Source organism: Phaeobacter piscinae, assembly GCF_002407245.1.
GTDB lineage: Bacteria > Pseudomonadota > Alphaproteobacteria > Rhodobacterales > Rhodobacteraceae > Phaeobacter > Phaeobacter piscinae.
In genome coordinates this window covers 98,362-111,514 of sequence record NZ_CP010682.1, presented here as the reverse complement: position 1 = coordinate 111,514, position 13,153 = coordinate 98,362, and the positions used below count along the sequence as shown (strand labels likewise).

Below are 13,153 nucleotides of genomic sequence, written 5' to 3'. Positions count from 1 at the left end.
AGCGATGTCGTTGCTTTCCGTTCGCGACCTGACGGTCAAATTTGCGATGCGTGATCACACCGTCACCGCATTGAACCAGATTTCCTTCGATCTTGGCAAAGGCGAGCGCCTGGGCATCGTCGGGGAATCCGGCGCTGGCAAATCCATCACCGGGTTTTCGCTGATGAACTTGCTCAGCCGACCGGGCTTCATCGACAGCGGCCAGATCCTGTTTGGCGACAAGGATATCGTCAAACTGTCCGACGCCGAAATGCGCAAGATCCGCGGCAATCGCATGGCGATGATTTTCCAGGATCCGATGGTGACCCTCAATCCGGTGCTGACCATCGGCCAGCAGATGGTTGAGACGCTGAAGGCCCACCGCTCGCTGAGTAAAGCCGAAGCGGAACAGATCGCGGTACTGAAGCTGCGAGAGGTTTATATCCCCTCGCCCGAGGAACGACTGAACCAATACCCGCATGAACTGTCCGGTGGCATGCGCCAGCGGATTATCATTGCGATGGCGCTGCTGCTTGATCCCGAGCTGATCATCGCGGATGAGCCGACTACCGCGCTGGATGTGACCATTCAGGCGGATATTATGGAATTGCTGCTGGAACTGTGCCAGTCCAACAAGGTCGGTCTGATCCTGATCACCCATGACCTTGGCGTCGTTAGCCAGATGACGGAGCGCACCTTGGTGATGTATGCCGGCCGGCTGATTGAGGCCGGTCCGACCCGTGAGATCATCAACGACCCCCAGCATCCCTATACGCAGGGGCTGATCAATGCGCTGCCGCAACAGACTCTGCCGGGTCAACGGCTGAAGCAGATCCCAGGAAATATGCCTGGTCTGACATCTATTCCGCCGGGCTGCCCGTTCAGTCCGCGTTGCGAATATGCGGTCGACCATTGCCGCAAGGTTTTGCCGGAAACAGTCAGCTACCGTCAGGTCGAGGTCGCCTGTCACGAAGTCTCCCGCCTGCAAAATGCCAGCCTTGAGGAGGCAAGCGTATGACTATCCAGACACAAGACAGCAAACCACTGCTTGAACTGAAGAACCTTGAAAAACGCTTTGAGCTGGACAAAGGGTTTCTGGAAACAATCAAGCTGCGCGGCGGCCGCATCACCCGGGAAAAACGCGCTGTTCATGCGGTAAACAATGTCTCGCTTAGTGTTGATCGGGGTGAGGCGCTGTGTATCGTCGGTGAATCGGGCTGCGGCAAATCCACAGTCGCTCGTCTGGTAGCCGGGCTGCTGACGCCGAGCGGCGGCGAGATCCACTATGATGGTGAACGGATTGACGATCGCTCGCGCGGGGAGATGATGCCTCTGCGCAAGAAGATGCAGATGATCTTTCAGAACCCTTATGCCTCCCTCAATCCGCGCATGACTATTCAGCAAGCGCTGGAAGAGCCGGTTCGCCACCACAATCCCTCTCTGTCGGGCAGCGAAGTTCGCGACAAGGTCTCAGAAGTGATGCGGTCGGTTGGTGTGGATCCCAGCTGGTCCAGCCGCTATCCGCATGAGTTCTCCGGCGGCCAACGCCAGCGGATCGCCATTGCGCGTGCGCTGACGGTGGATCCTGAGTTCATCATCGCAGATGAACCTATCTCGGCGTTGGACGTCTCGATTCAGGCGCAGGTTCTGAACCTGATGCTGGAGGCGAAAGACCAGCGCGGTCTGACCTACTTCTTCATCACCCATGATCTGAGTGTTGTGGAGCATTTCGGCACCCGCGTTGCGGTGCTGTATCTCGGCACATTGTGTGAACTGGCCGATACGCGAACCTTGTTTGAAAACCCGAAACACCCATACACCAAAGCTCTGTTGTCGGCAGTCCCACAGTTGAAAGACCAAGGACAAAGCCACATCCGGCTGCAAGGAGAGATCCCGACGCCGATCAACTTGCCTCAAGGTTGCCCCTTCCAAACGCGCTGTGCATTTGCGAATGCTAGATGTCGCGAGTCGCGGCCACGGCCTCTGCGCCAGGCAGACGGCAGCACCGTCGCCTGCCACGCAGTCGAAGAAAATAGGCTAGACAGCTAAACACCGGAACCCCCGGCCCACTGGATGACCCCAGAACGGACCTAGGCAAGTTGGATATTATCTGGCTCAGAGATTTTGAAGCGCTGACAACGCATAAGAATTTTTCGCGCGCAGCGGAAGACCGCAACGTCAGCCAACCTGCATTCTCCAGGCGCATTCGTGCGCTGGAGGATGAGGTTGGCGTAAAGCTGATCAACAGGCAAACTTTCCCGCTGTCTCTGACGCCTGCTGGGGATGTGTTCCTGTCGCAGGCAAAAATAATCCTGCGCACATACTCTGAGACACTCGAACGCTGCCAGACCATTGATGCTGCTGGTGAAAACGTCATTCGTTTTGCGTCGTCACAGTCGCTTTACATGACGCATTTCCGAGACCACATCGAACCTCTGATGGAGGCTGGCGGGCTGGACGTTGATCTCAACTCAACCAGCTGGGCGGCCGATCAATTTGTGACCGCGCTGCAGCAGAGGTATTGCGACGTTATCCTGACCTATTGGCACCCGGCGATGGATTTTCTGTCCCCGCTGGAGGTCAGCAAATGCGACTACCTGACGCTGTCAGAGGACGAATTCATCCCGGTTTCAAAAACCGATGCTGACGGCAACCCGCTGTTTGATCTGCGCCGGGATCCCAAACGGCAAATACCTCTTCTGTCGTATGGGAGCGCATCGGCGCTGAGATCGGTTCTGGACCACACTCTGCGGCAGCAGATATCGCCACCAAACCTGCTGGTGGTGAACCAGAATTCTCTGGCGAACTCAGTTAAGGCAATGATCCTTGAAGGTTTCGGGCTCGGGTGGCTACCTCGCAAACTCTGCCAAACCGAACTTACCGAAGGCCGTCTTGCGCTTGCCGGTGGGGAGGCGTTTGTGACCCCCATATCGGTCCGACTTTATCGTGAGACTGAGAACAGCAAACCCACTCTGAACAGCCTTTGGCGGCGGATGGGAGATAGCGCGACGTCGATCAGCTGACGTCCGTCCCGTTACACAGCCTTTATCTCTGTTCGCTATGATGCAGCCTAGGTCTCATCAACCCGTTGACGAGCATGAGCAAGCTCAATCCGGCTGATAGGGAGCACAGGCGGAATGCAGCCGAACTACCGCTTAACGAGTAGATAGTGATTTTAATTCCCGCAAAACGAGCATAAAGGATGATCTGTGCGCGCTGACCAGAAGTAGCGGCGCGCCACTGTATTGAGGCGCTACCATCCTTAGCGCCCTGCAGCATCTGAAGGGGAAAGCATGGATATCAGTCAACTCAAAACCTTTGTCACTGTGGCGAGGGAGGGAAGTATCACACGCGCATCAGAACTGCTGTTTCGCAGCCAGCCTGCCGTGAGCGCCCATATCAAAACGATGGAAGACACGCTTGGCCTGACATTGTTCCAGCGTACACCACGTGGAATGAGTGTCACCACGGATGGCCAGCGGCTCTTGGTGGAAGCGCGGCAACTGCTGGACAATCACCAGAAATTTTTGGAGGAAGCCTCTCGCCTACGTGGTCGTTTGGCCGGTCAGCTACGGGTCGGTGCCGGGCGCAACCTGGGATCAACTGAGGTAAGCCGCCTCCTGGCAGATCTGTCGAAGAACTTCCCGGATCTGGAAGTCGCTTTGCAACATGGTACCTCCTCCAGCGTGCTCGATGATATTCGCAACGGACGGCTGGATGCCGGCTTTTTCATTGACCCGGACGAGGCGCATACCGATCTGGAAACGCTCGAAATTTCGCATTTTAGCGTCTATCTTGCCGCGGCCCCGGATCTGGTCCCGGAACGCACAGAACTTGACTGGGCTCGTCTCGAAGCTCTGCCTTGGATCTATCCGACGTATAGTTCATGCTGCGGTCGCATCGCGGAGCGCCTATTTAAGGAAAACGGCATCCAGCCCGCCCGCATCATCAATGTTGACGACGAAACGATCACTCGGACCCTGATCGCAAGCGGTGCAGGCATAGGGCTGGTTCATGTCAGTTCTGCGGGGACCGAACCGGTGAGCGGCGACATCGCACTGCTTCTTGAGGTGCGCAAATCCACACGTGTCCTGTTCGCGCATCTCGTATCGCGTGCAAAGGACCCAATCATCAGCGCCGTGCGCGATCTGCTGAATACCGAACAGATGGCGATTCCTGCTTAATATCACGCCGCAATCACACCCAGAGACTGCCAGCCCAGCGGTGCTATCCACCCCTGCCAGCGCCTCAAAACAGCTTTTGTTTGCCGATTTTTTATTTTTACAATAAACATATTGCTGATTTCACTTGTGTGGATAAAGCTCCGATAACTATTGAGGAATTGATTCCTGGTTTTCCAGCCAAAGTTATCCCTATAATCTCAATATGGAGCGCACAGATGAACCGCAAGCTGTACAGCCTATGTGGCGAGGACGGAATACGTCACTACTCACCACATGTATGGAAAATCATTATGGCCCTGAACCATAAAGAGCTAGATTACGACCTTATCCCGGTCTCTTTCGCAGATATCCCAAATGTTGAAGACGGAAGCTTTAGCAGCGTTCCAGTGCTGCGTGATGGCAATACGGTATTGGGGGAGAGTTTCGATATTGCCCGATATCTTGACGAAACCTATGCCGATGCCCCGGCCCTGTTTGATGGCAAGGGGGCGGTAGCTTTGACCCGTTTCGTAGAAAGCTACTGTAAAACCGTCCTCCACCCCAGTCTCGCAACCATTGCTGTCATGGATATGCACAATCTGATGTCCCCGGATGACCAGGTCTATTTCCGATCCGCCCGTGAACGTCGGTTTGGCATGCCACTTGAGACTTTGGCAGAAGGTGGCGAGGACGAACGCGCGCGGCTACCGGAAAAACTCGCGCCGGTACGCGATCTTCTGGCGACCCAGGACTGGCTGTCAGGGGCGATGCCTGCCTATGCCGATTTTACCCTTTTCGGGACCCTTCAATGGTGTAATGTATGCACACCCAACACTCTGTTTGAAAACGATGATATCGTTTCAAACTGGTTTGAGCGCTGTCTTGACCTTTATGATGGCGTTGGTCGGAATCCGGCCCAGTCAGGCTGACACTGGCCTTCGTGTTCACGCCCTCTGACTATCTTGCGTGTCATGGCCGCAGGCCTCAAAAATATGTGACGCCACCCGCATGACACACGCAGCAGTCCAGCGCCTGTTTCGCCCTTCCAAGGGGGGTGAAACAGGCCATCTTTTTTGTGCAAACTGGCGACCTCATTGCGTGAGCGGCATTTCGCCTGCTTATCGGGCGACACGCCGGATAACGTGATCCGCTGTACCGACAATTTCCGCTCTTCCATGGCATTTGTGAGTTCATAACCCACTCCTCATTATACCTGAGGAACAGCATCAGGTTTTTCGAATTGTTCCGAGAAGCCTTTACCGTTTCGATGGGATCAAGAAATTAGATTCGTTTGAAACTATGATGTAGGGCTGGTGCAAACCTAGACAAGAACCCACCGCAATAATCATAAAAATTTGCCCTTGCCTCAATATCCAAATCAAATTTGGATAAACAGATGAGGAATTTATAATGGCCCTATATGAATTCAATTAGCGGAAGAGACGAGTGATGGATCTTCAAATCGAAAATAACGCCGACGCCGAGTATATTCCGCACCCCGAAACATTCGGCTGGGTAAAACAGGTTCATACGCTAGGTCCGGCTGGTACCAATTGCGAGCGTGCAGCCCTATCCTGGGCATTGCGCCGGTGTCAGGGCGCTTCGGTAAAGCTGCATCGGACGATGGAACAGGCCGCAGACAGTGTCGCCTGCCAGGATGGGGCAGTTTTGGTTGGCGTGGTGGCTTACCCGCACCTGCACTCAATCATCTACGAACATATCCAGAAGATGAAGCTGCTGGATGTGTTCATCATGAACACCGACAATATGGTCCTCGCCTCCCGCACCGGGGCGGAGCCCAAGATCTGCGCCACCCATCCTGCACCTGAAAAGTTGCTTCCGATCACGGTTGAGCGACGCTTTGTCTCCAGCAATGTCATCGCCGCGCGGGACTGCGCGGAGGGCCACGCTGACGGCTGTATCACCACGCTCTGCGCGGCCGAGAAATTCGGGCTGCCGATCCTGCGCAAATTCGGTCCCGTTCCTATGGGATTTACCATACATGGTCCGCTGGAAAAACGCGCCTGCCAGGACTGCACCCAGCACGCCTGATCCTGCCCCGACAATCTACACCAACAGGAGGGACATCATGTCCAACAAAGCCTTCGAAACCCCCGTCGAAATCCGTTACCGCGATACGGATTCCATGGGGCATGTCAGCAGCCCGGTTTACTACGACTACATGCAATCGGCCTACCTGGAATACATGCATGACCTTCTGGAGCTGCCAAAGTCCGAGAAGCTGCCGCATATCATGGTCAAAACCTCCTGCGATTACATCTCTCAGGCGCTCTATGGCGACAACCTCGTCGTTTGCAGCCGGGTGATTAGCTTTGGCGGCAAGAGCTTCGAGATGGAGCATGTTATGCATATCGACGACGCGGATCGGCGCGTCGTGGCCAATGCCAAATCTGTCCATGTGATGTTCGACTACGACAAACAGGCCACCTACCCGGTGCCGGATGCCTTCAAGGAAAGCGTTGCGACTTTTCAGGAAACCGCCTGATCCCTGTTTGCGAGGACGAAGACATGCAATTGAACTGGACAGCCGAGCAGCAGCAGACCCGTACCGCCTTTGCAGCGATCGGGAAAATGGCCGACCCGGATGAGCTGCACCTGGGGCGTCGTGCCTTTGATCAGCGCACTTGGGATCGCCTGACCGCAGCTGGTTTGTGGCGGATGATCGTGCCGCGCGATTTTGGCGGCGATGGCCGGGACTGGTGGGGGTTTACTGCCGCGTTGGAAGGCCTTGCGGCCACTTTGCGCACCCCCGGAATGCTGCTGTCGGTGATCGCGCAGGCTGGCATGGTGCGCGCATTGGATCTCTATGGCAGCGACAGTCAGAAGCGCGAATATCTGGGCCGGATCCTCAATGGAGAGCTGAGCGCCACTGCAATCGCGGATCCTGACACTGGCACGGATGTGCGGGCAACGTCGTCACTGTTAACCCCCGGCCCCAATGAGACCTTTCGTCTGAACGGCGCAAAATACAACATTGCTCATGCCCCAGTCGCCAGCTTCATTCTTGTTGTCTGTAAGCTGAGTGACCACGGCCGCGAAGGCATTTCGCTGGTGTTGCTGGATGCCGATAGCCCCGGACTGACGATCGGCGCGCAAGATCGCAAACTGGGCAATCTGGACCTGCCGACCGGTCAAATGCGATTTGATGATGTGCCGCTCCACTACGGTCACCTTCTGGGCGAACCCGGAGCCGGCCTTCGTAACCTGGTGAACATCGTCTCCATGGGGCGTTTGTACTATGGTCTGGCGGCAGCTTGGCTGATTGAACCTATGCTGTCTGAAGCGTTTGATTTTTCAAAGAAACGGACAACGTTTGATGTCCCGATCATCGAGCATCAGTATATTCAGAAAAAGCTGACCGATATTCGCATCGGCACCGAAAGCGCGAAGTGGGTATCCTACGGCGCACTGCATCAACTGCTCAGTGGTGCGCCGGAAGCCGCAATGACCTGCTCGATTTCCAAACTTGTCGGTGCGGAAACCATCGTTGAAGGCGCGATGGAGCTGATGAAGCTCTACGGCAGCAAAGGCTACCACGAGGGGCAGATTACCACCTTTCTGCGGGATGCGCTGGCGTTCTGTAGCGTGGGCGGCACTGAGGAAATGCACCGTCGCAACATTTTCGGCCAGATGACCAGGTTGCACGCCAAGTCCAAGAAAGCCGCCAATCCCGCGACGCCAAAAACGCTGGAACCCGCCTAGAGCGAGCCAACCTGAATAAATATTGACTGGAGAGAGACGATGACCTCATCCCCCTGTGCCAAAGCCGCCGGAGCGGTTGCTGCCACAGCTGCGGCGCTCACGCTGATGGCACTCCCTGCCCTTGCGGTAGATAAACCCTCCGACGCGACACGTGCTGTGAGCAGCATTGACTGGGCCGCCGCCACATCTGCAATTGACGCGGCAAGTGCAGACGACCGGACCCTCACGGCTGCGTTTCTTGCGACCGAGCCTGACGGATTTGATGATATGGCAATGGCTGTCATGATCCTCGGGGCCAATACTGCTGCCGGTCTTCCAGCGTTTCGTGGGCAGGGTAATGCTTACGCTGCCTACTACCAGCTGGAGGGAGCGCAGGTCAGTGTCATGGGGAGCCGAACCCACCTTGTGGACGTGCCCGGCCTGTCCTTCAAACACGAAGCGCGGTCCTACGAGTCCACGGGCGACGGGGCTGATCACATGCTCAGTCGCTTTGGTGGGACATACACCCTGCGGATCACCTGTGATGCGCCGACTGAGGATGCGCGCTGTATCAAACCAGACTATCTTGCGGAACTGGCCGGATCCCTCACCGTGGTGAAGGGAGCGGATCAATGACACCGCGCGCAACAAGCCTCTATTGCGGTGCTCTCGCTCTCTCGGCACTGATCTCCGCCACGCCCGTAATTGCAGATGATCGATTCAAGGCGCCCGGGGACCTGATCAAAGACACCGGTATTGGCCTCTCAATCGGGGCGGTTCTCTATCCCGATATGCGCTTCCCGCTGGAAAGTGGGCCAGCCTATGCGAACTCTCACGTTTATGGGCCCGGCGGGTTCAAGGGAAATGGCGGAAGCCAATGTGACAGCGTCAACTACAGCTATCCGTGGCGCGACAATTTCTGCGAGCTGCGCCGTTCAGATCTGCCGGTCTGTGCATCGGGCGGCCATCAGGGACAGGATATTCGCCCCGCTACCTGCCAGACTGATACGCATTGGGCGGTTGCGGTTGAGGACGGTGTGATTGCGCATGTAGGCCGCTTCGCCCTGACCTTGCAGACGCCCTCCGGCACGCTCTACCGCTATGTTCATATGAATATGGACGATCTCGCCGTTGCCCCGCTGGACAAGGTGTCCAAAGGGGATCGCCTTGGCAAAGTGTCAAATTCCTGGATCTCGGAACTGCCGATCCATCTGCATTTCGACGTCAAGGAAACGGTTCAGATCGGCGACGAAACGCGTTCAGTCTTTGTGCCCCCTTACAGCAGTCTGGTGACCTCCTATCGCCAGCTGACAGACTGATCTGCCTGGCGGGAGAGGGGACCCCTGACCTCTTCCGCCTTTTTTCCGACGGGGGCGCATCCTGACCGCATCAAGGAACTGCATAATGTCCGACACACTTTGGGTTTTTGCTTATGGATCATTGATCTGGGATCCCGGATTTGAACCAGCGGAGCAGCTGCCCGCCCAACTCAGCGGCTATCAGCGCCGGTTCTGTCTGAACTCTCTGCGCTATCGTGGCACCATTGCGCAACCTGGTCTGGTGCTTGCATTGGACGCCGCAGAAGACGCGGTCTGTAACGGCGTTGCACTGGCGGTGACATCCGGTCAGGAACCAGAGGTCCTGAAAGACCTGCGCGCGCGCGAGCTGTTCAATCCCGCGTACCGTGAAATCACGACGCCGCTTGCCCTCGCGGATGGCCGCATGGTTGAGGCACTGACCTATGTCGTCAACCGGGATCATGAACAATATGACAACCACAGCCTGCCACGACAGGCGGAGATCATCGCCCATGCAGCCGGTGAACGCGGCCCTAACTGTGACTATCTGTGGAATACCGCCGATCATCTGCGCAGTCTCGGGATTGCGGATGACAACCTTGATTGGCTTTCAGCAGAAGTGCGCGCGCTGCAGGCGGCACAGGTTGACGCCAGTCAGCGCTAAGCTGCAACGCCCGAAGGACTAAGACGCAGCTGCCCCTCCGATAGAAAGCGGATTTCATGACCCAGGGCCGCTGCTACCTTCGGGTCATGCGTAAACACGATCAGGGCCAACTGCTCCTCTACCATAAGACGCCTGAAGAGGTTGAGAATGGTATCACGGGTATCGCTGTCTAGGGATGCCGTCGGTTCATCCGCAATCATGCAGAGCGGTCGCGATAGCAACGCGCGTGCAATGATCAGGCGCTGCGCCTCGCCCCCAGACAGGTCCGCTGCGCGTTGTGATAAAAAGGCGCCGGAATGCGGCAGACCAACTCTCTCCATCAGCCCCGCAATGTCGATATCGCGACCCGCGCGACCTAAGCGACGAAACAGTCGCTGGGCATCGTGCAAAACCTCGCCCACACTCATATGTCGCGCCATTGCCCGATGCGGATGCTGCGCGACCAACGCCAGCTCATGTGGGTGGCATATCCGAGGATGGGCCTCATCTCGGGGCCGCCACAATACACGGCCCGTCTGCAACCGCTCGTATCCGCAGAGCAAGCGGGCCAGCGTAGACTTGCCGCCACCGCTCGGGCCAAAGACTGCCAGACACCGGCCCGGCCGGGCTACGGCTGAGATGTCACGCAACACCTGCGTTCCGGCCTGTTGATGAGATAGGTTCTGGATCACCAGCCCCGGCGGGCTCGTCGGCAGCGGTTCGGGCCTCGGAACCAACGGGGCGATGCCCCGTTGCACCCTCGTGCACGGACGGCGGATCCCAGCATGGCCGCTTGGTCGCATCAACATCTCGACTGCAGGGCCGCGCTCCACCAGCTTTTTATCATGCAGGATCACCATGCCATCTGCCATCTTGCCTGCCAGATCAAGATCATGGGTAATCAGCAATTGGCTGCGCTGCGCCCGCCCCTCGCCAAGTGCTGCAACTGCCAGTGTGCAATTGCCATGATCCAGTGCAGCGGTCGGTTCGTCAAGGATCAGGACCTGCGGATCACGTGCCAAAGCCAACGCGGTCAGAACCCGCTGGATTTCGCCACCGCTGAGGGTGGCAGGATATCTGTGCAGGATACGCTCTGGAATGTTGAACCGCTTGCAGATTGACAAAGCCAGGGAAGTCCGTCGGCGGCTCTGCGGCAGCAGCTCCACCACATGCTGAAGAACGGTCTGATGCGGGTTTAACGCGTCCGACAGGGCCTGCACGATCAGACTTAAATCCGTTAGCCGCAGTTTGCGCTGATCTGCACGCGGCGCGCGCAGCATATCAACCCCCAGAACCTCAGCCCGCCCCGACCAGCTGAATCCATCCCCGTTTTGATCAGCCATATCCACGTAACGGCCTGGCAGCACACCGAGTAGCAGCCGCGCCAGCGAGGTTTTACCGCTGCCGGACGCCCCGAGCAGTGCCAATGTCTGCCCTTTGGGCACCTCAAACGAGACATCCCGGAAGATCGCGCGGGGGCCATGCCAGAGACAGAGATCATCGACCCGGATCAAACTGCAGGTCCTAAAACCGCGCCAGAGCGCAAGCGCCGGTCACCCAATGTCAGTGTCGTATGTAACAACAGCGACAAAAGCGCCGCCGGCGGCAGCAAAAGCCAGATCCACGCATCGGTATAAAGCTGGTCCATCGCCGATTGCATCATGCTCCCCCAGGTTAATAACCGAGGGTCAGTCAGGCCCAGAAACGCCAGACCCGCGGACTTCAGCGCGGCCTGTCTGATGTTTTGAACCATTAGGGCACCCAGAAGTGGGCGCAGCGCGGCAAAAAGATGCCAGCGCCAGCAATAGACCCACCCTGCCCCCATCACGCGGGGATATTGAACGTTTTCGCGCAGAGCCTCTCGCCGCAACACCGCCGCGGCCACCCGCACGTCGTCGCTCCAACCTGTTAGGACCAAAAGAAAAAACAAGGCCATGAAGCCGGGGCTTACCAAGGCTGCAATAAGCAGGAGAAGCAGCATGGTCGGCACCACCTGCAATATATCCACGCACCGCAACACAAGCGCGGACAAAAACGGGCCGCCAAACACCACAAGGCTTGCAGCGCCCACGGCAAGGCTCACCGTTACCAGTGCAGTTGCTATGGCCAGCGCCAGCGTGGTCGGCGTGGCAAGGATCAGACCCGTCAGCACGTCCTGCCCGATCTCATTTGTGCCCAGCCAATGCCCCTGTCCCGGCGGTGCCAGCACCTCTTTACTGCTATGATATTCGAGCAGCCCACCCGCCCCTGCAAGCCAGATGCCAAGGCACAGCAGGATGACTGCCGCGAGAAGCAGCCTCCGTCGCGATGTCACCTGCATCTAACCACGCCTCGCAAGATGCGCCGACAGGCCATCGATCAGCCAGTTCATGAGCAGGACAACCCCCGCCATAAATACGACTGCCCCCTGCAACAGGTCATAGTCCCGATCCAGGATGGCGCTGTAGATCAGATACCCAGTGCCCGGATAGGAAAAAACGATTTCCACAAAGAACACGGCGCTGACCAACCCGGTCAAGGTATCGCTTAACCGTGACAGGCACGCGGGTACCAGGCTGCGTCCGATATAGGCCCATCGAAGGCGCCAGGGAGAGATCCCGCGCGCCCGCGCATTCACGATGAAATCACGTTGGGCTAAATTGAGCGTTTCAGCCCGCGCTAGGAAGTAGAACCGCGCCAACTCATGCAGCGCCAACGCCAGCATCGGAAGGATCGCGTGACGCAGAACGCCCATTGCCCGCCCCAGGTGCTCCGTCGAGGGGAAAAGTGGCTCTGCCCCACCAGTCGGCAGTACGGGCCATAGAATGCCAAACAGAAGGAGCAGCAGTACCGCCCCGGTAAAGGGCGGCAGGCTTGCCAGGATTGTCACAACAGGGGTGACCCAACGATCCACCGTTCCGCCCGGCAGCTGTCCGGCCTCGATCCCCGCCAGAGCGCCACCAATGAGGAAGACCGGCATCGCACCCAGGATCAACAGTCCGGTCCAAGGCAACGCAGTCAGTAACAGCTGCAGAACTGGGGCCGCGTGGGGGATTGAATAGCCCAGATCACCAGAGAGCAGCTTGCCCCAGTAGTCCCAGACCTGAGAGGCAATCCCTCCGCCCAGCCCCATCGCCTCCTGCAATTGCAGCACCTCGCCGGCACCAAGACCCCGCGCGAAATCTGTTGACAGCATGACCTCCAGCGTGTCGCCCGGCATCATCCGCGATAGCACCGCGCAGAGCACAATGACAAAGCAGAAGATCAATAGCCGCAGAACAAACCCGCTGAGGAAGCGCGCAAACCTTTCAACGGCTCGCGATCCTGCTCCTGTGATCTCCGTCGGCACCGAGTGGTCCAGCAGCGAGGGGGAGGCGTTGTCCACTGGA

Annotated in this window: 14 protein-coding genes; 11 read left to right on the top strand and 3 right to left on the bottom strand. The window is 57.5% G+C overall.

Translation table 11 applies throughout. The features are described from left to right. Positions 1 to 4: 4 nt before the first annotated feature. From phaeop14_RS17650 to phaeop14_RS17600, 11 genes are all read left to right on the top strand, one after another. Positions 5 to 997 (top strand): ABC transporter ATP-binding protein, encoded by a 993-nt coding sequence (locus phaeop14_RS17650; RefSeq protein ID WP_040169839.1) that lies wholly within the window; start codon positions 5 to 7, stop codon positions 995 to 997. Beyond that, a complete protein-coding gene (locus tag phaeop14_RS17645; protein WP_096790421.1) occupies positions 994 to 2,028 on the top strand; it encodes an ABC transporter ATP-binding protein in 1,035 nt (344 codons plus the stop codon). The genes phaeop14_RS17650 and phaeop14_RS17645 overlap by 4 nt, the downstream gene beginning before the upstream one ends. Before the next feature lie 50 nt (positions 2,029 to 2,078). Further along, positions 2,079 to 3,002, top strand: coding sequence for a LysR family transcriptional regulator (locus tag phaeop14_RS17640; RefSeq protein ID WP_040169834.1), 924 nt, complete (start codon positions 2,079 to 2,081; stop codon positions 3,000 to 3,002). 270 nt (positions 3,003 to 3,272) lie between these two features. Beyond that, positions 3,273 to 4,163 (top strand): LysR family transcriptional regulator, encoded by an 891-nt coding sequence (locus phaeop14_RS17635; protein ID WP_096790420.1) that lies wholly within the window; start codon positions 3,273 to 3,275, stop codon positions 4,161 to 4,163. A gap of 215 nt (positions 4,164 to 4,378) precedes the next feature. Continuing rightward, positions 4,379 to 5,071, top strand: coding sequence for a glutathione S-transferase family protein (locus phaeop14_RS17630; RefSeq protein WP_096790419.1), 693 nt, complete (start codon positions 4,379 to 4,381; stop codon positions 5,069 to 5,071). A gap of 520 nt (positions 5,072 to 5,591) precedes the next feature. Continuing rightward, positions 5,592 to 6,194 carry a type 2 periplasmic-binding domain-containing protein gene (locus phaeop14_RS17625; protein WP_052463826.1) on the top strand — a complete coding sequence of 201 codons (603 nt, stop codon included), beginning with the start codon at positions 5,592 to 5,594 and terminating at the stop codon, positions 6,192 to 6,194. 37 nt (positions 6,195 to 6,231) lie between these two features. Continuing rightward, on the top strand, positions 6,232 to 6,648 hold the full coding sequence (locus phaeop14_RS17620; protein ID WP_096790418.1) for an acyl-CoA thioesterase: 417 nt from the start codon (positions 6,232 to 6,234) through the stop codon (positions 6,646 to 6,648). 23 nt (positions 6,649 to 6,671) lie between these two features. After that, entirely contained in the window at positions 6,672 to 7,865 is a 1,194-nt protein-coding gene (locus phaeop14_RS17615) for an acyl-CoA dehydrogenase family protein (RefSeq protein WP_040182453.1), read from the top strand. A gap of 39 nt (positions 7,866 to 7,904) precedes the next feature. After that, on the top strand, positions 7,905 to 8,480 hold the full coding sequence (locus tag phaeop14_RS17610) for a hypothetical protein (protein ID WP_096790417.1): 576 nt from the start codon (positions 7,905 to 7,907) through the stop codon (positions 8,478 to 8,480). Next, positions 8,477 to 9,163, top strand: a complete 687-nt coding sequence (locus tag phaeop14_RS17605; protein WP_193438280.1) for a M23 family metallopeptidase — start codon at positions 8,477 to 8,479, stop codon at positions 9,161 to 9,163. The genes phaeop14_RS17610 and phaeop14_RS17605 overlap by 4 nt, the downstream gene beginning before the upstream one ends. An 85-nt stretch (positions 9,164 to 9,248) precedes the next feature. Then, on the top strand, positions 9,249 to 9,806 hold the full coding sequence (locus phaeop14_RS17600) for a gamma-glutamylcyclotransferase (RefSeq protein ID WP_096790416.1): 558 nt from the start codon (positions 9,249 to 9,251) through the stop codon (positions 9,804 to 9,806). Here phaeop14_RS17600 and phaeop14_RS17595 read toward each other — a convergent pair. From phaeop14_RS17595 to phaeop14_RS17585, 3 genes are read right to left on the bottom strand one after another with little or no spacing between them, the layout of a single operon-like run. Continuing rightward, positions 9,803 to 11,299 carry an ABC transporter ATP-binding protein gene (locus tag phaeop14_RS17595; protein WP_096790415.1) on the bottom strand — a complete coding sequence of 499 codons (1,497 nt, stop codon included), beginning with the start codon at positions 11,297 to 11,299 and terminating at the stop codon, positions 9,803 to 9,805. The two genes, phaeop14_RS17600 and phaeop14_RS17595, sit on opposite strands and share 4 nt — an antisense overlap. Next, a complete protein-coding gene (locus phaeop14_RS17590) occupies positions 11,296 to 12,105 on the bottom strand; it encodes an ABC transporter permease (RefSeq protein WP_096790414.1) in 810 nt (269 codons plus the stop codon). Before phaeop14_RS17590 ends, phaeop14_RS17595 begins: the two co-directional genes overlap by 4 nt. Further along, positions 12,106 to 13,149: an ABC transporter permease gene (locus tag phaeop14_RS17585; RefSeq protein WP_193438279.1), complete on the bottom strand. Its 1,044-nt coding sequence runs from the start codon at positions 13,147 to 13,149 to the stop codon at positions 12,106 to 12,108. Positions 13,150 to 13,153 lie beyond the last annotated feature (4 nt).

What these genes read in the sequence shown, in the direction of transcription:
- phaeop14_RS17625 (WP_052463826.1), top strand. Translation starts at nt 5,592, where the DNA reads ATGGATCTTCAAATCGAAAATAACGCCGACGCCGAGTATATTCCGCAC.
- phaeop14_RS17630 (WP_096790419.1), top strand. Translation starts at nt 4,379, where the DNA reads ATGAACCGCAAGCTGTACAGCCTATGTGGCGAGGACGGAATACGTCAC.
- phaeop14_RS17635 (WP_096790420.1), top strand. Translation starts at nt 3,273, where the DNA reads ATGGATATCAGTCAACTCAAAACCTTTGTCACTGTGGCGAGGGAGGGA.
- phaeop14_RS17605 (WP_193438280.1), top strand. Translation starts at nt 8,477, where the DNA reads ATGACACCGCGCGCAACAAGCCTCTATTGCGGTGCTCTCGCTCTCTCG.
- phaeop14_RS17645 (WP_096790421.1), top strand. Translation starts at nt 994, where the DNA reads ATGACTATCCAGACACAAGACAGCAAACCACTGCTTGAACTGAAGAAC.
- phaeop14_RS17650 (WP_040169839.1), top strand. Translation starts at nt 5, where the DNA reads ATGTCGTTGCTTTCCGTTCGCGACCTGACGGTCAAATTTGCGATGCGT.
- phaeop14_RS17600 (WP_096790416.1), top strand. Translation starts at nt 9,249, where the DNA reads ATGTCCGACACACTTTGGGTTTTTGCTTATGGATCATTGATCTGGGAT.
- phaeop14_RS17610 (WP_096790417.1), top strand. Translation starts at nt 7,905, where the DNA reads ATGACCTCATCCCCCTGTGCCAAAGCCGCCGGAGCGGTTGCTGCCACA.
- phaeop14_RS17620 (WP_096790418.1), top strand. Translation starts at nt 6,232, where the DNA reads ATGTCCAACAAAGCCTTCGAAACCCCCGTCGAAATCCGTTACCGCGAT.
- phaeop14_RS17615 (WP_040182453.1), top strand. Translation starts at nt 6,672, where the DNA reads ATGCAATTGAACTGGACAGCCGAGCAGCAGCAGACCCGTACCGCCTTT.
- phaeop14_RS17590 (WP_096790414.1), bottom strand. Translation starts at nt 12,105, where the DNA reads ATGCAGGTGACATCGCGACGGAGGCTGCTTCTCGCGGCAGTCATCCTG.